The following is a 21,178-nucleotide window of genomic DNA, read 5'->3' as shown; positions in this document are numbered from 1 at the left end:
AACCGCTCTATGCTCGCCCTCGGCAAACTGCTTGAACTGACCCTCGCCGGCCGTGAACCGGCGGAGAAGACTCAACTGACTGTCGAAGGCGTGCGCATGCGCTGGTTGAGCGAAGGTGCGCTGGAAGTCCGGCCACCTGAAGCGCGTGACAATGGCCTGGACCTGCTGCTGTCGGCGGGGATCCACGGCAATGAAACAGCGCCGATCGAGTTGCTCGATCGCCTGTTGCACGACATTGCCCGCGGCGACTTGAAACCGCGCGCACGTATTCTGTTCCTGTTCGGCAACCCAGAGGCGATTCGCAAGGGCGAGCGTTTCGTCGAGCAGGACGTCAATCGGCTGTTCAATGGCCGTCATGAACAAAGCAGTGGCTCCGAAGCCTTGCGTGCTTGTGAGCTGGAGCGGTTGGCGGCGAGTTTCTTCAGTCTGCCTGATCGTCAGCGCCTGCATTACGACCTGCACACGGCCATTCGTGGCTCGAAAATCGAGCAGTTCGCCTTGTACCCATGGAAAGAAGACCGTCAGCATTCGCGTCAGGAACTGGCACGCCTGCGCGCCGCCGGCATGGAAGCGGTGTTGCTGCAGAACAAGCCGTCCATCGTGTTCAGCGCCTACACCTACGACAAGCTCGGTGCCGAGGCTTTCACCCTGGAGCTCGGCAAGGCGCGGCCATTCGGGCAGAACGCCGGGGTCAATGTCTCGCTGCTGGAGGCGCGCCTCAAGCAGATCATCGAAGGCACCGAGCCGGAATTGACTGACGAAGCACTGGACGGTTTGCAGCTGTACAGCGTGGCACGGGAAATCATCAAGCACAGCGACAGCTTCCGCCTGAACCTGCCGGCGGACATCGAGAACTTTTCGGAGCTGGAAGTGGGTTATCTGCTGGCGGAAGACATCGCCAACACCCGCTGGATCATCGAGGAGGAGGGCGCCCGGATCATCTTCCCGAACCCCAAGGTGAAGAACGGTTTGCGTGCCGGCATCCTGGTCGTGCCGACCACCGACGAAAACCTGGCTTGACCCGGTCCCGGGCGCGACATAAACCCCTGTAGGAGCGGGCTTGCCCGCGAAAGCGGTGTCATAGTCACATCAATGTTGGATGTGCCGCCGTCTTCGCTGGCAAGCCAGCTCCTACAGGTCTTGCGTTAAACAGCTACCGCGCGCGGCTCGGTGCGACGCAGCGAACGGATCTTCATCAGCGTATCCGCACAGGTCTTCGCCGCTTCCTGGCCTTTATGCAGGAAATGCTCGAAGAAGAACTTCTGGTGCTCTTCGCCGGCATGGAAGTGGTGCGGGGTCAGGGACACCGAGAACACCGGCACTTCGGTTTCCAGTTGCACCTGCATCAGGCCGCTGACCACCGACTGGGCGACGAACTCGTGACGGTAGATCCCGCCGTCCACCACCAGGGCTGCCGCGACGATGCCGGCATAACGACCGGTCTTGGCCAGCAACTTGGCGTGCAGGGGCATTTCAAAGGCGCCGCCGACTTCGAAGAAGTCGATGTCGGATTCCTGATAACCCTGGGCAATCATTTCGGCGACGAAGCCTTTACGGCTCTGATCGACAATATCCTTGTGCCAGCAGGCCTGGATGAACGCAACGCGCTCGCCGTGATGGTTTTTGGCTTTGCTGTCAATTGCGGTGGGTTGCATGTTCTGACTCCTGTTTGTGTGAAAAACAGGGCGTTATGAATCGAAGGGGATTTGAGGGTACGCACGCTCGCACGAATGCCGGCGGACGGCCCTTTGTTGTCAATCCCGTTCTCTCTTCATCCGGACTATGACCGTCGGCCCCGGGATCACACCGGGTCTGCTGACCTTGCTGCCAGGCACCGCCGAAGCCGTGCTGTCACCAAGCGCTCGCGGGCTATGCGCATTGTGCGCAATTACCGCCGGTGGGGAGTTGCACCCCGCCCTGAGAACGTTTTTGCCGCCCAAATGTTTGGCGGCGCAGCGTTTTTATCACATATTTGCGGTATGCGCATGGCCCCTTTTGGATGATTGTCATCGACTTTTCCGTTGGATTAATCGGCCTTTTCCTGCGCAAGGGTTGATTAATCGGCGCCATGCCCGCAGTAATTCTTTCCTGAAAGGGATTTCCCCTGCTTACCGAGGCCGGATTCATGAGCGTTATCGATCTTCGCAGCGACACCGTCACCCAACCTTGCGCTGGCATGCTCGACGCGATGGCCACTGCGGCCACCGGTGACGACGTGTATGGCGAAGATCCGACGGTCAATCGTCTGGAAGCTGAATTGGCAAAACGGCTGGGTTTTGCTGCGGCGCTGTTTGTGCCCACCGGGACCATGAGCAATCTGCTGGGTTTGATGGCCCACTGCGAACGCGGTGACGAGTACATCGTCGGCCAGCAGGCTCACACCTATAAGTACGAAGGCGGCGGCGCGGCGGTGCTCGGTTCGATCCAGCCGCAACCGCTGGAAGTGCAGGCCGACGGTTCGCTGGACCTGACCCACGTCGCCGCAGCGATCAAGCCGGACGACTTCCACTTCGCGCGTACCCGCTTGCTGGCGCTGGAAAACACCATGCAAGGCAAGGTCCTGCCGCTGGAGTACCTGGCCCGGGCGCGCAGTTTTACCCGCGAAAACGGTTTGCAGCTGCATCTGGATGGGGCTCGCCTGTACAACGCAGCGGTCAAGCTGGGTGTCGATGCCCGGGAAATCACCCGGTATTTCGATTCCGTCTCGGTCTGCCTGTCCAAAGGGCTGGGCGCCCCGGTCGGTTCGGTGCTGTGCGGCTCGGCCGAGCTGATCGGCAAGGCCCGGCGCCTGCGCAAGATGGTTGGCGGCGGCATGCGTCAGGCCGGGATTCTGGCGGCGGCAGGCCTGTACGCGCTGGATCACAACGTTCAGCGCCTGGCCGATGACCACGCCAACGCGCAATACCTGGCCGAAGGCTTGCGGGCGGCGGGTTTCGAAGTCGAACCGGTGCAGACCAACATGGTTTACGTGCAGATGGGCGACCAGGCCGAGGCCATCAAGGCCTTTGCCGCCGAGCGCGGGATCAAGCTCAGTGCCGCCGCGCGTCTGCGCATGGTCACGCACATGGACGTCAGCCGTGCGCAAATCGAGCAAGTCGTCGCGACATTCGTCGGCTTTTCGCGCAAGTGATAGCGTTAGCGCTCCAATTGAGCGTTTCTATCGTATAAACACGCTGTACCCCGCGCGCTGGGCCGATATAATGCGGCCCTTTGCCGTCGCTTCGTCTGTTGACGTTTCGAACAGGCCTTTGGCCGCAGCCTCCGTGGAAGAACCTAATGAAAAGCGCAGAAATCCGTGAAGCCTTCCTTCGCTTCTTCGAAGAGCAAGGCCACACCCGTGTAGCCTCCAGCTCTTTGATTCCGGGCAACGACCCAACCCTGCTGTTCACTAACGCGGGGATGAACCAGTTCAAGGACTGCTTCCTGGGCCAGGAAAAACGCGCGTACACCCGCGCGGTCAGCAGCCAGAAATGCGTGCGCGCCGGCGGCAAGCACAACGACCTGGAAAACGTCGGTTATACCGCCCGTCACCACACCTTCTTCGAAATGCTGGGTAACTTCAGCTTCGGCGATTACTTCAAGCGTGATGCCATAACCTACGCCTGGAACTTCCTGACGTCCGACAAGTGGCTGAACCTGCCGAAGGAAAAGCTCTGGGTCACCGTCTACGCCAGCGATGACGAGGCGTACGACATCTGGACCAAGGAAATCGGCGTTCCGGCCGAGCGCATGGTGCGCATCGGCGACAACAAGGGCGCGCCGTACGCCTCCGACAACTTCTGGACCATGGGCGATACCGGCCCGTGCGGTCCTTGCACCGAGATTTTCTACGATCACGGCGCCGACATCTGGGGCGGCCCACCGGGCTCGCCGGAAGAAGACGGCGACCGCTACATCGAAATCTGGAACAACGTGTTCATGCAGTTCAACCGCACCGCCGATGGCGTGTTGCACCCGCTGCCAGCGCCGTCGGTCGACACCGGCATGGGCCTGGAGCGGATCAGTGCCGTGCTGCAGCACGTTCACTCGAACTATGAAATCGACCTGTTCCAGAGCTTGCTGACCGCTTCGGCCAAGGCCATTGGTTGCACCAATGACGCCCAGGCTTCGCTGAAAGTGGTGGCTGACCACATCCGTTCCTGCGGTTTCCTGATCGCCGACGGCGTGCTGCCGTCCAACGAAGGCCGCGGTTACGTGCTGCGCCGGATCATCCGTCGCGCCTGCCGTCACGGTAACAAACTGGGCGCCAAGGGCAGCTTCTTCTACCAGATCGTCGCAGCCCTGGTTGCCGAGATGGGCGAAGCTTTCCCGGAACTGAAATCCCAGCAGGCGCACATCGAACGCGTGCTGAAGGCTGAAGAAGAGCAATTCGCCAAGACCCTGGAGCAGGGCCTGAAGATCCTCGAGCAGGATCTGGCTGACCTCAAAGGCGACGTGGTGCCGGGCGACGTGGTGTTCAAACTCTACGACACCTACGGTTTCCCGATGGACCTGACCGGCGACATCGCTCGCGAGCGCAGCCTGACCATCGACGAAGAAGGTTTCGAGCGTGAAATGGAAGCCCAGCGCGCTCGTGCCCGTTCCGCCAGCTCCTTCGGCATGGACTACAACAGCCTGGTCAAGGTTGACGTGGCCACCGAGTTCACCGGTTACATCGCTCACAGCGGTTCCGCCAAAATCGTTGCGCTGTATAAAGATGGCCAGTCGGTCGACGTATTGAGCGAAGGCGATGAGGGCGTGATCGTTCTCGACAAGACGCCGTTCTACGCCGAGTCCGGTGGCCAGGTCGGTGATTGCGGTTACCTGCAGGCGGGCAGCGCGCGTTTTGACGTGCGTGACACCACCAAGACCGGCGGTGCATTCCTGCACCACGGTATCCTGGATTCGGGTAGCCTGATCGTCGGTACGCCGGTCGAGACCCACGTTGATGCCGAGGTGCGTCACGCCACGTCGTTGAACCACTCCGCGACTCACTTGCTGCACGCTGCATTGCGCCAGGTGCTGGGCGATCACGTTCAACAGAAAGGCTCGTTGGTCGACAGTCAGCGCCTGCGTTTTGACTTCAGTCACTTCGAAGCCATCAAGCCTGAACAACTGAAAGCGCTGGAAGACATCGTCAACGCCGAGATTCGCAAGAACTCCGAAGTTGAAACCGAAGAAACCGATATCGAAACCGCCAAGCAGAAAGGCGCCATGGCGCTGTTCGGCGAGAAATACGGCGACAACGTGCGTGTACTGAGCATGGGCGATTTCTCCGTCGAGCTGTGCGGCGGTATCCACGCCAACCGTACCGGCGACATCGGCCTGCTGAAAATCATCAGCGAAGGCGGTGTGGCATCGGGTGTGCGTCGTATCGAAGCCGTTACCGGTGCGCAAGCGCTGGCTTACTTGAACGCGGCGGAAGAACAACTCAAGGAAGCGGCCAGCCTGGTCAAGGGCAGCCGCGACAACCTGATCGACAAGCTGTCGGCTGTGCTGGAGCGCAACCGTCTGCTGGAGAAGCAACTCGAGCAGTTGCAGGCCAAGGCTGCCAGTGCCGCGGGCGACGATCTATCGGCCCAGGCGCTGGACGTCAAGGACGTGAAAGTGCTGGCCGTGCGTCTGGACGGTCAGGATGGCAAGGCGCTGCTGGCGCTGGTCGATCAACTGAAAAACAAACTCGGCCGCGCAGTGATCCTGCTCGGCAGTGTCCATGAGGAAAAGGTCGTTCTGGTTGCAGGCGTAACCAAAGACCTGACTGGCCAACTCAAAGCCGGTGATTTGATGAAGCAAGCCGCTGCGGCAGTGGGCGGGAAGGGTGGTGGTCGTCCAGACATGGCGCAAGGCGGCGGTACCGACGCTGGCGCACTGGATGCGGCACTGGCCCTGACCGTTCCGTTTGTAGAGCAGGGTCTATAAGGCAGTACTTGCGGCCCGCAGTCTAGTGGTGGGCCGCAATACTGTTCGAGTGATTATTTGGGCGCCCTTCATGGGCAGAGGCGGCTTTGAAATGGCTTTGATCGTACAGAAATTTGGAGGCACCTCGGTCGGCACCGTCGAGAGAATCGAGCAGGTCGCCGACAAGGTTAAGAAATTCCGCGATGCCGGCGATGACCTGGTGGTTGTGCTGTCTGCAATGAGCGGCGAAACCAACCGTCTGATCGATCTGGCCAAGCAAATCAGTGGCGACGGCCAACCGGTTCCGCGCGAACTGGACGTGATCGTTTCCACCGGCGAGCAGGTGACGATTGCCCTGTTGGCCATGGCGCTGATCAAGCGTGGCGTGCCGGCGGTGTCCTACACCGGCAACCAGGTGCGGATTCTGACGGATAGCGCACACAATAAAGCGCGTATCCTGCAGATCGATGACCAGAAGATTCGCGGTGACCTGAAGGCGGGTCGTGTGGTGGTTGTCGCCGGTTTCCAGGGCGTCGACGAGCACGGCAACATCACCACCCTCGGTCGTGGCGGTTCCGACACCACCGGCGTGGCGCTGGCGGCAGCCCTGAAGGCTGACGAATGCCAGATCTACACCGACGTCGACGGTGTCTACACCACCGACCCGCGTGTGGTGTCCGTGGCTCAGCGCCTGGACAAGATCACCTTCGAAGAGATGCTGGAAATGGCCAGCCTCGGTTCCAAGGTGTTGCAGATCCGCGCGGTCGAATTCGCCGGCAAGTACAACGTTCCGCTGCGCGTACTGCACAGCTTCAAGGAGGGTCCGGGCACCCTCATTACTATTGATGAAGAGGAAACCATGGAACAGCCGATCATTTCCGGTATCGCTTTCAACCGCGATGAAGCCAAGCTGACCATCCGTGGCGTGCCAGACATCCCGGGCGTTGCCTTCAAGATTCTCGGCCCGATCAGTGCCGCGAACATTGAAGTCGACATGATCGTGCAGAACGTCGCGCACGATAACACCACCGACTTCACCTTCACCGTGCACCGCAACGACTACCAGGCGGCGCAGGCCGTGCTGGAAAAAACCGCTGGCGAGCTGGGTGCCCGTGAAGTCGTGGGCGACACCAAGATCGCCAAGGTGTCGATCGTCGGCGTTGGCATGCGTTCTCACGCAGGCGTGGCCAGCCGCATGTTCGAATCCCTGGCCAAGGAAAGCATCAACATCCAGATGATCTCGACCTCGGAAATCAAAGTCTCCGTAGTGATCGAAGAGAAGTACCTGGAACTGGCTGTGCGCGCTCTGCACACGGCTTTCGAACTGGACGCACCGGCCCGCCAGGGCGAGTGATGCGTTTGCCAAAAGGCGCGGTCTGACCGCGCCTTTTGTTTTTTTGAATGGAGTGACCCCCGAGCCTGTTCTTTTGCTCGCGCTAGTCAATACTCAGGCATGTAGGGCTGCGACCGCTCCGGTTGTGGGTCGAGTGCCTTTTTTTTGCAGACTGTTGTCCCTGAAATGTAATGCGTGAGGAGAAAGGTATGCTGATTCTGACTCGTCGGTGCGCAGAAAGCCTGATTATCGGTGATGGCGAAATCACCGTGACCGTGCTCGGCGTCAAAGGAAATCAAGTGCGCATCGGTGTTAATGCCCCCAAAGAGGTGGCTGTTCACCGGGAGGAAATTTACCTGCGTATCAAGAAAGAGAAGGACGAAGAACCAAGCCATTAATTTTTATCGTTTTTTATGTTTGCAAACGGGGAAGAAGCTGGTTAATATACGCCCCGTGTTGCGGAGAGCTGGCCGAGTGGCCGAAGGCGCTCCCCTGCTAAGGGAGTACACCTCAAAAGGGTGTCGGGGGTTCGAATCCCCCGTTCTCCGCCATTATTTGCGTAGTACGTTGTAATCTGGCTTTTTCGGTAAGTTGTTGAAATTACTAAAAAAAGTGTTTGACATAGAGATTAGACGGCCTATAATGCGCGGCAACAAATGCACTCGTAGCTCAGCTGGATAGAGTACTCGGCTACGAACCGAGCGGTCACAGGTTCGAATCCTGTCGAGTGCACCATTTAAGAGTTAGTTGCAGTAATGCAAGTAACTTGGTTTCAACCAGTTGTGGTCTGGTCTAAAAACACAAAATGCACTCGTAGCTCAGCTGGATAGAGTACTCGGCTACGAACCGAGCGGTCACAGGTTCGAATCCTGTCGAGTGCACCATACAACAGAAAGCCCGCATTTAATGCGGGCTTTTTGCCGTCCGGGATTTGGCTTTTCCTTTCGTGCATCCCCTCTCGTCGAACTCCACCTGTGCACTGCGACCTCGCAGGGTGTCGTAACGGTAGCTCGTGGCTGAATTGCGAATACTGATCTTGTCCGGCTTGCCGAGGGCGCTTTCGACGTCTTGCTGGCTCATGCCAGCGACCACTCGCTGATTGATGATTGCTTCACGGCGCTCCCTGGCACTGATCAGGTTTCCGCACTTGTCCTGCGCCTGACCGACCACGGTCGGGTCTTTCCTTTGGATTTTCATTCCTGATGTTTCACGGGGTTCGGCTGGTGGCATAAGCGCCATCGTGCTGCCGGGTGTAAAGGCACGTACGTCCTGAAGTGAAACGCTTTCTCCCGTGGCACAACTCAGTGTGGTGAAGGTAATGCGCCCATTGGCCGCCTCGCAGCGCTGAACGGTGGTGGCGAGCGCCAGGGGTAGGGGGCTGAGCAGGCCGAGCAGTAATAAGAATTGTGCAACTGATGGCATCAGGCATCCTCCATGACGTTCCTTTTCAAGGGTAGCGGCTACAATTTTCGAGGGGGGTGTGTTTTCTTTTCGGAATGCGTCGTCGCATTTTTGTGGATCAGGACGATGCTCAGGTTTGTTGTGCAAGCGCTTGTTTCAGCCAAGATTTTTTAACGTTTAAAACCGTCAGGCGGTGTATCATTGCGCCCGTCAGCCCCGCCGGGGCTTGTGGAATATCTCCATGGACTTACCCAGTAGTTACTCAGTACCCCGTTTTACCAATCATGAATTGACTGATTGATCCTTCCGGCGTGCCCCGCTGCTGGGAGTGGAGTTCGCCTATGTCCGATGTTGAAGTAAAGAAAACGCAGGAAAGCTTGCAGGATCGCCTGGCTCAGGTGGTTGAGTTGCTGCAGCGCCAGCGCGTGGTAGAAGACCTGACTCACCGCCAGGAAGGCCCGCATCATGACCGGGTCGAGAACCTGGTCCACCGGCAGAATCTTGTCGAGTTGCAACGCAAGCTCGATGACCTGCACTCCGCCGACGTCGCCTACATCCTTGAAGCCTTGCCGCTGGACGATCGTCTGACGCTCTGGCAACTGGTCAAGGCCGATCGCGACGGCGACATCCTTCTTGAAGTATCCGATTCGGTCCGTGAATCGCTGATCGCCGACATGGACGATCACGAGCTCCTGGCAGCGGCCAAGGACATGGATGCCGACGAACTCGCTGACCTGGCCTCCGAGCTGCCGCGAGACGTCGTCCATGAGCTCATGGAGACCCTCGACCAGCAACAACGCGAGCGTGTGCGTTCGGCTCTGTCCTACGACGAGGAGCAGGTCGGTGCGCTGATGGACTTCGAGATGGTGACCATCCGCGAGGATGTCAGCCTCGAAGTGGTCTTGCGTTATCTGCGCCGTCTCAAGGAGTTGCCGGGCCATACCGACAAGCTGTTCGTGGTCGACTACGGCGGCGTCCTCAAGGGCGTGTTGCCGATCAAGCGTTTGCTGGTCAACGATCCGGACAAACAGGTTTCCGAGGTGATGGCCAGCGATCCGGTGAGCTTCCACCCGGATGAAGACGCCTACGATGCGGCCCAGGCCTTCGAGCGTTACGACTTGATCTCCGCGCCTGTGGTCGACAAGAACGGCAAGCTGATCGGCCGTCTGACCATCGATGAAATGGTCGACCTGATCCGTGAAGAGAGCGAAAGCGAAGTTCTCAACATGGCGGGTCTGCGTGAAGAAGAAGACATTTTTGCGTCGGTCTGGAAGTCCCTGCGTAACCGTTGGGCCTGGCTGGCGATCAACCTGATTACCGCGTTCGTGGCTTCTCGGGTCATCGGTTTGTTTGAAGGTTCGATCGAGAAGCTCGTGGCGCTTGCGGCTTTGATGCCGATCGTGGCGGGGATCGGTGGTAACTCGGGTAACCAGACCATCACCATGATTGTTCGGGCCATGGCGCTGGACCAGGTGAGCACCGGCAATACCTCGCGCCTGATGCGCAAGGAATTGGCCGTCGCGTTGATCAACGGCGTGATCTGGGGCGGGGTGATTGGTGTGGTTGCCTACCTGCTCTATGGCAGTTGGTCATTGGGCGTGGTGATGACCGCCGCGATGACGCTCAACCTGTTGCTGGCGGCGTTGATGGGGGTCTTGATTCCGATGACCCTGGCGAAGATGGGGCGTGATCCTGCAATGGGCGCCAGTGTGATGATTACTGCCGTGACCGACAGCGGCGGCTTTTTCATCTTCCTGGGGCTTGCGACAATCTTCCTGCTCTAAAGTCCGTTTCACTAAAACCCGCCGTCAGGCGGGTTTTTTGTGCCCGGATTTCAGGCAAAAAAAAGCCAGCGATCAGGCTGGCTTGAGCTTTCTGGCTGAATCAGGACGCGTCGGCGGCCATTTCAGCGTCATGAGCGATCAGCGAAACCAGGGCGTTCTGCTGTCGGTGGGAAAGTTGGCGGAAGCGCTGCAGCAGCTCGCGTTCGTGCAAGGAAAGCTCCGGGCTGTCCAGGCGCATGCTCAGCTCTTCTCCCAGTGCACCTTCCTGAATAAGACTCTGCTCGAGGCGCGCAATGATTTCGGAGTTCATGCTGCGATGATGATTGCGAGCCACCTCGGCAATGCGTTCACGCATTCCGTCTGGCAGACGTACGACGAACTTGTCAGCCGTACGGCTGGAATAAATTGCCTGTTTCAATGGGCGCATATATTTAACCGGTTAGTTCAGGGGAGCGGTTTCGGGATTGGCCGCAGGATGTCTGGTAGGACAAGCGCTCTGACCAAATGTTCAACCTGAATTGATAGAGGCGCGCATCATGCCCCAAACAAGCCAGATCCTTGGCGTCAATTCTGTGACAAATATTGAACTGTATAAAGGCTTTATGCCAGCACCAATTATCAGAAATGCTGACTGGTTTGAAAAGTTCGACCGGTTCGTATCGCTTAACACATTCTCCACCCGACGAAAGGTTTCTGACGGGCAGCAAAAGCGGACTCGATCCCTGTTCCTTGCCTTTTACAGAATAGTGGCAAATGGCCGATTTACTAGGGAGAGTCGTATGGAGGGGGGGAATTCAGGATGGATGGCAGGCCTTTGCGCCGGATCTGCCATACCTGGATTAACGCAGGACCGGATCAAACTTGATCTTGCGTCCGGCAATCAGTGCGAGCACGAACAGAGCGCTGAATACACCACAGACAATCAGGGGGAGGGTGACGACCATGTCCTGGGTCAATGACAGATGAAAAATGCCGCTCAACAAGGCGAGGATGAAGAAACTCGCGGCTGGTTTGGACATGCTGTGCTCCTGGTGAGGGTCATTCAAAATACCAAGCGTTCGGCAGGCGGAGCCGGTACCAGGATGGTTTCCTGGCTGACCTCCTGACTGACAAAGCCGTGCTGGCTGCTCATCACGGCCAACTGCGGCGCTTTCTGCAGTTGAAGGTAATGTGGCATTCGCTGGGCAACCTGCGTAGCACCGCCCTCGTGGGTAAAATGAAAACCCGGCAAACCGTCAGAGCGATTGAACTCGAGAGTAAAAGGGCGCTGTTCATGAGGCGGCCTCCGTTGTTCTGTGAGAACAGCTGAAGTAGCTCGCATGCCAGAGTCTATCGACAATTAAATTCTTTAAAAACAACGAATTAAGATATTTTTGCGAAAGCCGGGTCTTGCATTTTGCAATGATGGCTTTTTGCAGTAATGCAATTTGTACGGTAAACAAGTCCGCGCCTGGCCGAGGCGTCTGCCTACACTTAAAAAGCCCAACGGACGACATGACAAAAGCCGGCCCGGCCGTTAACATGCACGCCGTCCATCGCGCTGCGTTTTCGTCGCGGCCGACTTGTGTCCCAGTAGCTCAATTGGATAGAGCATCCCCCTCCTAAGGGGAAGGCTGGCAGTTCGAACCTGCCCTGGGACACCATATTTCGCAGCTCCCCCCGCCTGTTTCAACGCTTCATTTTCACGACCTGTAGATAAAGTTCGACAAATTCAGGTGCTTGGGATTTATCGAATCCATCAACTCTACCTTCGCGACTTTCCGTCTCCTCTCCCACGTAGTCTGAATCTCCCATTCCGTCTGGGAGTATCAGCCGATGTGCAGCCTGCGGCGCATGTTCATAGTTGTGACCAATAGATCAGAAAATGGTCCACGGTCGACCCCCGATGACTGGACCCGCTCAGGAGAAAGTCATGACTATGCGCAAGAAAACCTCATCGCCAACGAATGACCTGACCAATAACGCCGGTGACCATCCTTCACCCGTCAACCACGACTGGACTTTTACCTACATTCCGACCGTCACCACCAACCTTAAAGACTACGCCCCCGGCAGCACTGCCATCATCACGGCGAGCGGTTTCGCCGCCGGCAGCACAGTGACGCTCGAAGTGGACCATGCCATCGGTGCCGGCGCGGATAACGTGTGGGGCACATCCGACGATGTGCTCGATACCAACACCGGCGCGGGGCACGAGCCCTGGTCCGTGACCGACGGCGGCGCCGGCGATCTCGATGGCCAAGTCAACGGCAGCGTCACCACTTCCTGGTACGTGAATCCCGACGACTCGGCAGGCGCGACGTTTCTGCTCACCGCGAGCTCTGCGGGCGCCGACGGTGTGGTCGGCACCGGTGACGACGCCGTGGCGACAGCGTCCTTTACGGATAGTGTTTTGAGCGTCGTGGCGACCGGCGAGGACGTTACGCTGGACGAAACGGCCGGGTTGCAGAACGGCACGGCCACTCCAGGCCCTGTGGGAGACGCTGACGACAACGACATTCTGGTGGCGTCCCTGCCCTCGATCTTCTCCACCCGTTTGGCCGGACTTGGGGCAGGTACCGCCACGGGTGCGGCCTTGAGCGGCTATACCGGTGCCGTGGGCAACACCGGCAGCAATGCATTCACCATCACCGCTGACCCCGGAGCAAGCATTACTGATATCAGCTTCGTCGGCATCTCCGGCGCACCGCTCAATGGCGTGGACAGCGGGCTGTTTACCCTCGACGGCACCAGCATCCTTCTCTATACGGATACGAACAACAACATCGTCGTGGGCCGAGCCGGTAGCTCAAGCGGCGCGATCGTGTTCGCTGCCTATATTGAAGAAACCGGATCGCCGGTCACGGGTGGCAAGATCTGGACCGTGGAGTACCAACCGCTCAGGCATCCAGATAGTACGAACGCCGATGATTCGCTCAATCTGCTGAACAAGGTTTTCATCGGAGCCAGTCAGGACATGGAATTCAGTCTGGCCAATGCGCCCTCCGGTCAGAACCTCTTCCTGATGTTCACGAAGGCGACCCCGAACGTTGTCAATGACGCTGGTGTGTTGCGGATCACGGATCCCACGATCATCGCCACCGGCAAGGACCCCGCTGACCAGTCAAGCGGCGTCAATATAACGACTGGCGACACGATCAATACCAGCCAGGCGGGGGGGCCGACCACCTTCGGCACCAACAATCAGATGATTGTGGAGCAAGAGGGCATCCGCTTTTCGTTCGTCACGGGTGCCAGGCAGAATGTGACCATTCCCAACCTGGACCAGAACGAAGCCGATGTTGAATCCAACGTCGATTTTACCGGCGTCTTCAATGCGAAATCGGCCAGTTTCGACGTTGTGCAGCTGCAAAGCGGCAAGAGTGCCGTGGTAAGGGTCAGCGCATTCAGCACCGCTGCTGAGCCAGGCGTGAATTTCATCAATGGGTATGCGAATGATGCGTCGGTGTCCATCACCAATGTTCGCGTCTTCAACAGTACCGGGCAGGTGATCGAGAACTCAAACGGCTCGGTGAATGATCCGACCATCACCATCAGCTTTGCAGCAGGGGTTGCGACAATCACCGGCGTTAAAGCCGGCTACCAGATTGAATACACCACTACGTCGGACCACAACCGCGTGCTCGTCGAGAACGGGGCGGCCGTCACTGCCAAGGGCAATGAGCACGCCGATTTTGATATCGGTGGTTTCACGCTGGTCCAGGCCTCTATTTCGAAAGCCGAAATCGGCTCCAAGATCATCTTCGACGACGACGGGCCGAGCATCACCACCACCGGCACGGAGCCGACGCTGACGGTGGACGAGACGGTACTGGCGACCGACGCCACCCAGAGCTTTGCCGTCAACTTCAACTCGGCGTTTGGCGCCGATGGGGCTGGCACCCTGACCTATGCGCTGGGCGTGGTGGCCGGGGTTTCCGGGCTGACGGACACGGCCTCGGGCGAGGCGGTGAACCTGTCGCTCAACGGTGCAGTGGTGGAAGGGCGTACGGCCCTGACCAACCTGCTGGTGTTCACGGTCAGCGTGGCCGCCAATGGCAGCGTCACGCTTGACCAGATTCGGGCCGTGGTGCATCCCGACGCAACCAATCCCGATGATTCGACGGGTTTGACCTCGGACAACCTGATAACACTGACCGCGATCAAGACCGACGGGGACGGCGACAGTGCTCAGGCGACCCTGAACATCGGGCAGAACCTGGTGTTCAAGGACGACGGACCGAGCATCACCCCCACCGGCACGGAGCCGTCGCTGACGGTGGACGAGACGGTACTGGCAACCAACGACACCCAGAGCTTCGCCGCCAACTTCAACTCGGCGTTTGGCGCCGATGGTGCCGGCACGCTGACCTATGCGCTGGGCGTGGTGGCGGGAGCTTCCGGGCTGACGGACACCGCCTCGGGCGAGGCGGTGAACCTGTCGCTCAATGGCACCGTGGTCGAAGGGCGTACAGCCCTCACCAACCTGCTGGTGTTCACGGTCAGTGTCGCCGCCAATGGTGGCGTCACGCTCGACCAGATCCGCGCCGTGGTGCATCCCGACGCAACCAACCCTGATGATTCGAAGTCGTTGACCTCGGACAACCTGGTGACACTGACGGCGAGCATTACCGACAAGGAGGGCGACAGCGCCCAGGCGACGCTGAACATCGGGCAGAACCTGGTGTTCAAGGACGACGGACCGAGCATCACCACCACCGGCACGGAACCGACGCTGACGGTGGACGAAACGGTGCTGGCGACCAACGATACCCAGAGCTTTGCCGCCAACTTCAATTCGGCGTTTGGCGCCGATGGGGCTGGCACCCTGACCTATGCGTTGGGCGTGGTGGCGGGAGCTTCGGGGCTGACGGACACGGCCTCGGCCCAGGCGGTGAACCTGTCGCTCAATGGCTCCGTGGTCGAAGGCCGCACGGCCACGGGCAACCTGCTGGTGTTCACGGTCGGCGTCGCCGCCAATGGCAGCGTCACGCTCGACCAACTCCGGGCCGTGGTGCATTCCGACCCAACCAATCCGGATGATTCGAGGACGTTGACCTCGGACAACCTGGTGACGCTGACGGCGATCAAGACCGACGGTGACGGCGACAGTGCCCAGGCGACGCTGAACATCGGGCAGAACCTCGTGTTCAAGGACGACGGCCCTGCACTCAGTTTCGGCAACCTGATCGGGACCGGTAGCGTCCTTGCGCAATCCGGGTTCTGGAATATGGCGACGGGAGCCGACGGGCTGGGTGCGGCCGGTCTGGATATTTCGTTGGTCAATGACCAGTTCACCCTCGTCAGGCCAGATAACACGACCATGACCGGGACCGGCACGTTCCACGAGCTGGCGCCATCACCGGATGTCAATGGTGCGTACCAGTTCGCAGGAACGTTGACCGGTGATTTCGACAACAATGCCGCAACGGCGAATACCACCGTCGACTACACGTTGACCGCCTATGCCGATGGTCGTTATGCACTGGATCTGGTGCAGGGCTTCAGTTCGACGATCGTGCTCAGCAGTGCCGACGGCTCGCTCGCTGCCGGCGGCCCGGATTCGGTGCGCACATTGTTGATTCCGCAGACGAGTAACCCGTCTATTCCTTCGACATCCGAGGAGATTGTGTTCTTTTCCGCGAAGGCGCTTGCGTCGACTGCGGACATCCTGAGCGGCATCGGGCTCGGAGCGCCCGACCCCACCGAGGCCACGCTACAGACCAACCCCTTGCCGTCGTACATCGACCCGGCATCCATGAACGTCAGCACGTCCGGCATCGGCGTCGGCAATAACGTTTTCCAGGGAGATAACCTGGCGGCAATCAGCGCCGCCGATGAAAGTTTCGTCATTAATCCAGAGAGCTTGCTGAAGGGCATGAAGGTCTTCATCGACAACTCCGTGGCCGGTTACAACACGGCGACCGAGGATCTGTACTACAGGATCTACTACGCGGATGGCACGCATTCGAACCAAGTCGAGGTGAACACCCTGACGCCGGAGGCTGGCGGGCAGGTGTCCTTCCTCATCGAGAAGGAGGGTGCGTCACTGATCGACGCTGTTCAGCTGACGATGGGCCGGGGTGATATCAAGATCCCGGTGATCCAGTTCATTCAGCAGAGCGAGAATCTGGCCAGCGATGTCCAGTTGGCATTCAGCGCGACGCTGACGGACAAGGATGGGGACTCGGCGACGAGTACGTTTGCCGCCAACCTGTTCGCCAACGACCCGGCCAACGCACCCTTCGACTTCTCGCTGGTTGGCACGATCGGTAAGCAGGATGCGTTCAACATCGATCTGTCAGTCAATGAAAACCGGTACCAGGTCACCGGCTTCGATGCGGGCTCAGGTGTGCAAGACAAGCTGGTGCTCAACGGCGACCCGAACGCCGTTGTCCAATCGATCAACAACACCGGTGCAGACGGCGTCGTGACGGTTGCCGAGTCTGGCGGACAAGCAACGACCATCACCGTGGTCGGGGCCCATGTTCAGAGTACCGACATCTTTTTTGGCAGCGCCTGAGGCTTTGCGCGCGTGAACGGATGCGAGGGTGGCCTAGGAAACCACCCTCGCATTCTTTTTGCAGTTCTAATACTGATCCGCATGATCGCATCTGCCGTTAACTATCGAGCAGCACAAGGCTTAAAGAGCGCGACGGGTAGATACAGGTTAACGCGGCGGGGGATACCAGGAACGACATCAGCATTCCAGGCACCCTGTTCTGGGTCTTCGACAAAGATGGCGACACGGTGACGGCCTACCTCCTGAGGGTGAGGGGCAGACCGTCTTGTATTGACTTGAAGTTCAATCCAGTTCCACCCAGGTGGACTTGGGCGGTGCTTCGTTGTTGGTGAGCCCGTGTTTCAGCGCATACATCAGCAAGTCGATGCGGTTGATGAGATTAAGCTTTTGATAGATGTTGCTGAGGTGGTTGTGCACGGTGTGCTCGCTGATCCCCAGGCGCCCGGCGATGCTCACATATTTGGCGGACGGTTCGCCCACGATGGCGCGAATCAGTTCTCTCTCGCGCAGCGTCAACCGCGCCTGTTTCGCCCGCTCCAGATTGCATTTCAAGGGTATGTGCCCGGTCGCGGCATAGCTGGAAAGGCCGCCTGCCCAGGCTCTATCCATTGCGAAGTCGCTATGGTGGACCTTGAGGATGGCCTGGATAATCGATTCCGTCGGGTCTTCTGCCAGCACGATGCCGCGAGCGCCAGCCTCTATCGCCTGGGCAACGGGGACGACTTCGTACAGGCCCTTGAGCAGCAGCACTTTCATTTCGGCGTTACGGGTGAGTCCCGCGACGACTTCCAGAGGATTCAGCGCATCCGGAAAGAAACTGAAAAAAATGACATTGGGCCGCAACTGATCGGCAAGATCCAGCGCACCGGTATAGGTGGTGGCCTGTGCTGTCACTTCCATCTGGGGCATTCTGGCATTGATCAAGTCGTGAAGGCCCTTAAGCACGAGGGGGCGACAATCGATCAACATCACGCGAATGGGTTCTTTTTGGTCAGTCATGATCTTCCTGACCCCCTTGAAAAACCAGCGATGGCCTCCACCCGCTGGCCTTCCCGGGTCAGCAACTTGCTCACTGGGTCGGCGCGATTGAAGGACAGATTTGAACGCCGAGATGCCGTGATAGTGCCCGCCCAAGCATTGGCAACCAGCAGCCCTGGGGCCATTTCCATCAACAGCACTGACAGGGAGGGCGAACGTTTCCAAAAGGCAGGCAAAGCCCGAGAGAGAAGATAAATACGAATAATTATCAGTGTTTTGCGCATGATGATGTGCTCCCTCCCGCCTCTGAACTGATTCTAGGTCAGCCCGGAGCGCTGCCAGCCTGCCCGTCCGTCAGTCCTCGATACAAGCCCAGTGCGAATAGGCCTGACCGGTGTTCTCAAGGGAGGGGGTAACCCTCGAAAATCAAGGTATTAGGCTCGTCACAGGTGACTAGCGACCAAAGTCTGATTCTGATCAAAATCGTCAATTAATCGACGAGTGGCGTGCAGTTAGGAGTGCCAATTTCGACTTAGTCAATTTATCGGCGAAGTCCGCCTGGCCAGCCACCGGCATTTGCTGGTGTTCATGTATTGCTGGTGTTCATTGATCAGCACTTTTTTGTGCGTGATGTCTCGTTTTCAGTAACGCCTTCACATTTTCAGAGTGAGTGTTGGGGCAGGTTCTCAAGGGAATGCCATGGCTGGCCGATAACCCGGGCAGTCAGGGACTTGTTCGTCTCTTCCGGTCGGCATGGGGGCTCATTGTCTATGCGAAGGTGTTTGATAGCCTAGTGCCACCCGTTATCATCTGCGCGCCAAAACAAGGGCTGCGAAGTTGAGTCCGTCCGTGTATTTGCCTTTGGGTTCTTCTTCTTACATTGCCTGGAAATCTTCGATGCTGTCGTATCACCAAAAGCGTTTTTTGATCGTCGATGATTTCTCGGACTTTCGCAGTTCGGTCAGGTCGATGCTGCGCGAACTGGGCGTCAAGGAAGTGGACACTGCCGATACCGGCGAGCAGGCGCTGAAAATGTGCTCGCAGAAGCAATACGACTTCATCCTGCAGGACTTTCACCTGGGTGACGGCAAGAAAAACGGCCAACAGGTGCTCGAAGACCTGATGGAAGAAAAGCTGATCAGCCATGAAGCGGTGTTCGTCATGGTCACCGCCGAAACCAGCCAGGCCATGGTGCTCAGTGCGCTGGAGCACGAGCCCGATGCCTACCTGACCAAGCCGTTCAACCGATCCAGCCTGGCCCAGCGCCTGGAGCGCCTGGAGCAGCGCAAGACCCTGCTCAAGCCGATCCTGCAGGCCCTTGATCGCGGCAAGCCGATGGAAGTGCTCAACGCCTGCATCGCCCTGTGCAAGCAAGACATCCGCTATTCGCCACTGTGCCTGCGCTATCGCGCCGATGCCCTGCGCGACCTCAATCAGAACGAAGCGCTGGAGCGCCTGTACGACGGCATCATCGCCGACCGCCCATTGCCATGGGCGTTTGCCGGGTTGGGCAAGTTGCTGTTCAAGCGCGGTCAGGTCGCGCAGGCCAAAGGCATTTACGAAAAAGCCCTGAAAGTCTTCCCGATGATGCCGTCGCTGTATGACGGCATGGCGGACGTGCTGGTCGCCGAAGGCGATACCAAGGGTGCACAGCGTGTTCTGGAGGAAGCGATTCGCCTGTCGCCGCTGGCGGTTCGCCGCCAGGCGTTGCTGGGCAAGCTGGCGATGACCAACGAGGATTTCGACACGGCGGCCAAGGCCTATCGCCAGGCTGTGAGCCAGGGTGCGCAGTCACGGTTCAAGGATGCCGAAAGCAACCTTGGCCTGGCCCACGCCTTGATCAGCAAGGGCAGCGAAAGGGGCCTGGACACGCGGACCCGTCTGGAAATCAACACCACGTTGAGCGCCGTGGCCAAGGAAAACCCTTCCGATCCGGGCCTGCAAATCCGCGCGCGCCTGATGAAGGCCACCAGCCTGTTGCTCAACGATGCCGAGACGGCTGACAAGCTCACCGAGCAAGCCTTGTTGCGTCTGGATGGCATGGAGCAATTCATGAGCGCCGAAGCGGCGTTGCTGGTGGCCAAGCAGCTGAAGATGCTCGGGCAGACCGAGGCCGGTACCGCGATGCTGAAAAACTGCGTGGAAATCTACGGCGATGATCCTGTGGTCATGAAGGACATCGCCAAGCAGACCGACGACCCGAGCATCCTCAACTCCGGCAACGCCGCGGCGGAACTCAACCGTCAGGGCGTGCGCGTGTACAAGACCGGCAATCTGGTGGAGGCGCGAGCGGTGTTCCGCAAAGCCCTGGCGATGCAGCCGAAGAACATCAGTATCGCCCTGAACCTGGCGCAGTCGTTGTTGCACGGCACCGATACCGGCGTTCCTTCAGCGGAGCTGGAAGAATGCCGGACCTGCCTGAAAATGGTCGGCCTGATGCCCGACTCCGACGCGCGTTATCCGCGTTACCAGAAGCTGAAAAGCAAGGCGTTTGGCCAATGAACGACAACCAACAGGCACTGGATTTTTCCACGGTGATCGCCTCTACCGTGCACGATATGAAGAACTCGCTGGCCATGCTGATGCAGGCCCACAGCCACTGGCTGGCGCGATTGCCGGAGTCGGCGCGGCAGACGCCTGAGCAGGGCGTGATCGACTTCGAGTTCGCCCACCTCAACGGCATGCTGGTGCAGTTGCTGGGGCTGTACAAGCTCGGCGTCAACCAGATGCCGTTGCAGCCGGCCTACCATGAACTGGACGACTTCATCGAAGCGCAACTGGCTTGCCATCAGGAAGTGTTCGCCAGCCGCGGCATCATGGCCACCTATGAAGTGGACCCGCTGAGCCCGTTGGGTTTCTTCGACCGTGAGTTGATCGCGTCGGTATTGGCCAACTGCATCAACAATGCCATCCGCTTTGCACGGCATGCCGTTTTGATCAGCGTCAGCGACGAAGCCGGGCAACTGGTGTTGACCATCAATGACGATGGCCAGGGGTATCCGGCGCAGATGATCGAGCACCAGGCCGATTACGTGCAGGGCATCAATCAAAGCACCGGAAGCACCGGGTTGGGCCTGTACTTTGCCGGACGAATTGCCGCGTTGCATCAGCGCAACGGTGTCGGCGGACGCACCGAAATCGGCAATGGTGGTCCGTTGGGCGGTGGGGTGTTCCGCCTTTACCTGCCCTGACTGGCAGCATATTTATCGACGCTGCTTGAAATTCCGAACACGCGGAGCCTATTTTGTACGGTCGCCGTTCGCGGCTCGCACAATAACAAGGATTGCGTCATGACCACCGTTG

The 21,178-nt window shown here is 58.7% G+C and carries 15 protein-coding genes, 4 tRNA genes, 1 pseudogene and 1 riboswitch; of the genes and pseudogenes, 13 read left to right on the top strand and 7 right to left on the bottom strand.

Going from position 1 to position 21,178, the window contains the following annotated elements; all coding sequences use genetic code 11:
* Positions 1-9: 9 nt before the first annotated feature.
* Positions 10-1,020, top strand: a complete 1,011-nt coding sequence (gene astE, locus AC1D19_RS24820) for a succinylglutamate desuccinylase (RefSeq protein WP_477760165.1) — start codon at positions 10-12, stop codon at positions 1,018-1,020.
* Between the two features lie 125 nt (positions 1,021-1,145).
* Here the strand turns inward: astE and AC1D19_RS24815 are convergent, their stop codons facing one another.
* Positions 1,146-1,655: a 6,7-dimethyl-8-ribityllumazine synthase gene (locus AC1D19_RS24815; protein ID WP_477764837.1), complete on the bottom strand. Its 510-nt coding sequence runs from the start codon at positions 1,653-1,655 to the stop codon at positions 1,146-1,148.
* A gap of 103 nt (positions 1,656-1,758) precedes the next feature.
* Positions 1,759-1,929: riboswitch (FMN riboswitch) on the bottom strand.
* Between the two features lie 196 nt (positions 1,930-2,125).
* On the opposite strand from AC1D19_RS24815, the gene ltaE reads away from it, so the two are divergent.
* From ltaE to AC1D19_RS24780, 7 genes are all read left to right on the top strand, one after another.
* Positions 2,126-3,130, top strand: a complete 1,005-nt coding sequence (gene ltaE, locus AC1D19_RS24810; protein ID WP_477764836.1) for a low-specificity L-threonine aldolase — start codon at positions 2,126-2,128, stop codon at positions 3,128-3,130.
* A gap of 146 nt (positions 3,131-3,276) precedes the next feature.
* Positions 3,277-5,898 carry an alanine--tRNA ligase gene (gene alaS, locus AC1D19_RS24805; RefSeq protein WP_477764835.1) on the top strand — a complete coding sequence of 874 codons (2,622 nt, stop codon included), beginning with the start codon at positions 3,277-3,279 and terminating at the stop codon, positions 5,896-5,898.
* A gap of 91 nt (positions 5,899-5,989) precedes the next feature.
* Positions 5,990-7,231 carry an aspartate kinase gene (locus tag AC1D19_RS24800; RefSeq protein ID WP_007971040.1) on the top strand — a complete coding sequence of 414 codons (1,242 nt, stop codon included), beginning with the start codon at positions 5,990-5,992 and terminating at the stop codon, positions 7,229-7,231.
* 188 nt (positions 7,232-7,419) lie between these two features.
* Entirely contained in the window at positions 7,420-7,608 is a 189-nt protein-coding gene (gene csrA, locus AC1D19_RS24795; protein WP_002554426.1) for a carbon storage regulator CsrA, read from the top strand.
* 62 nt (positions 7,609-7,670) lie between these two features.
* Positions 7,671-7,761: transfer RNA gene (locus AC1D19_RS24790), tRNA-Ser, on the top strand.
* Between the two features lie 107 nt (positions 7,762-7,868).
* A tRNA-Arg gene (locus tag AC1D19_RS24785) sits at positions 7,869-7,945 on the top strand.
* 72 nt (positions 7,946-8,017) lie between these two features.
* A tRNA-Arg gene (locus tag AC1D19_RS24780) sits at positions 8,018-8,094 on the top strand.
* A gap of 19 nt (positions 8,095-8,113) precedes the next feature.
* Here AC1D19_RS24780 and AC1D19_RS24775 read toward each other — a convergent pair.
* Positions 8,114-8,632, bottom strand: a complete 519-nt coding sequence (locus AC1D19_RS24775) for a cell envelope protein SmpA (protein WP_477764840.1) — start codon at positions 8,630-8,632, stop codon at positions 8,114-8,116.
* A gap of 320 nt (positions 8,633-8,952) precedes the next feature.
* Between AC1D19_RS24775 and mgtE the strand changes: the two genes are divergently transcribed.
* The gene (gene mgtE, locus AC1D19_RS24770) at positions 8,953-10,395 is read left to right on the top strand and encodes a magnesium transporter (RefSeq protein ID WP_477752848.1); all 1,443 of its coding nucleotides are present in this window, start codon (positions 8,953-8,955) and stop codon (positions 10,393-10,395) included.
* Between the two features lie 100 nt (positions 10,396-10,495).
* Here mgtE and AC1D19_RS24765 read toward each other — a convergent pair whose 3' ends face one another.
* The 3 genes and pseudogenes from AC1D19_RS24765 to AC1D19_RS24755 form a co-directional block, all read right to left on the bottom strand.
* Positions 10,496-10,822 carry an Arc family DNA-binding protein gene (locus AC1D19_RS24765; protein WP_003178899.1) on the bottom strand — a complete coding sequence of 109 codons (327 nt, stop codon included), beginning with the start codon at positions 10,820-10,822 and terminating at the stop codon, positions 10,496-10,498.
* Between the two features lie 412 nt (positions 10,823-11,234).
* Positions 11,235-11,414, bottom strand: a complete 180-nt coding sequence (locus AC1D19_RS24760; RefSeq protein ID WP_477764834.1) for a PA3371 family protein — start codon at positions 11,412-11,414, stop codon at positions 11,235-11,237.
* Positions 11,415-11,437: 23 nt separating this feature from the next.
* Positions 11,438-11,670, bottom strand: a pseudogene (locus AC1D19_RS24755) (hypothetical protein).
* A 291-nt stretch (positions 11,671-11,961) separates the two neighbouring features.
* Here AC1D19_RS24755 and AC1D19_RS24750 point away from each other — a divergent pair.
* A tRNA-Arg gene (locus AC1D19_RS24750) sits at positions 11,962-12,038 on the top strand.
* A gap of 269 nt (positions 12,039-12,307) precedes the next feature.
* Positions 12,308-16,897: a DUF5801 repeats-in-toxin domain-containing protein gene (locus tag AC1D19_RS24745; protein ID WP_477764833.1), complete on the top strand. Its 4,590-nt coding sequence runs from the start codon at positions 12,308-12,310 to the stop codon at positions 16,895-16,897.
* 282 nt (positions 16,898-17,179) lie between these two features.
* Here the strand turns inward: AC1D19_RS24745 and AC1D19_RS24740 are convergent, their stop codons facing one another.
* Positions 17,180-17,896, bottom strand: a complete 717-nt coding sequence (locus AC1D19_RS24740; RefSeq protein ID WP_477764832.1) for a response regulator transcription factor — start codon at positions 17,894-17,896, stop codon at positions 17,180-17,182.
* A complete protein-coding gene (locus AC1D19_RS24735; protein WP_477764831.1) occupies positions 17,893-18,159 on the bottom strand; it encodes a hypothetical protein in 267 nt (88 codons plus the stop codon). The genes AC1D19_RS24740 and AC1D19_RS24735 overlap by 4 nt, the downstream gene beginning before the upstream one ends.
* Positions 18,160-18,772: 613 nt before the next feature.
* Between AC1D19_RS24735 and AC1D19_RS24730 the strand changes: the two genes are divergently transcribed.
* Together AC1D19_RS24730 and AC1D19_RS24725 are read left to right on the top strand one after the other, a co-directional pair.
* A complete protein-coding gene (locus AC1D19_RS24730) occupies positions 18,773-20,377 on the top strand; it encodes a response regulator (protein WP_477764830.1) in 1,605 nt (534 codons plus the stop codon).
* The gene (locus tag AC1D19_RS24725) at positions 20,374-21,066 is read left to right on the top strand and encodes a sensor histidine kinase (RefSeq protein ID WP_477764829.1); all 693 of its coding nucleotides are present in this window, start codon (positions 20,374-20,376) and stop codon (positions 21,064-21,066) included. The genes AC1D19_RS24730 and AC1D19_RS24725 overlap by 4 nt, the downstream gene beginning before the upstream one ends.
* Positions 21,067-21,178 lie beyond the last annotated feature (112 nt).

Source organism: Pseudomonas sp. P1_C12 (assembly GCF_056406435.1).
The sequence above is the reverse complement of the archived record's forward strand: the minus strand, read 5'-3'. Positions and strand labels throughout refer to the sequence as shown.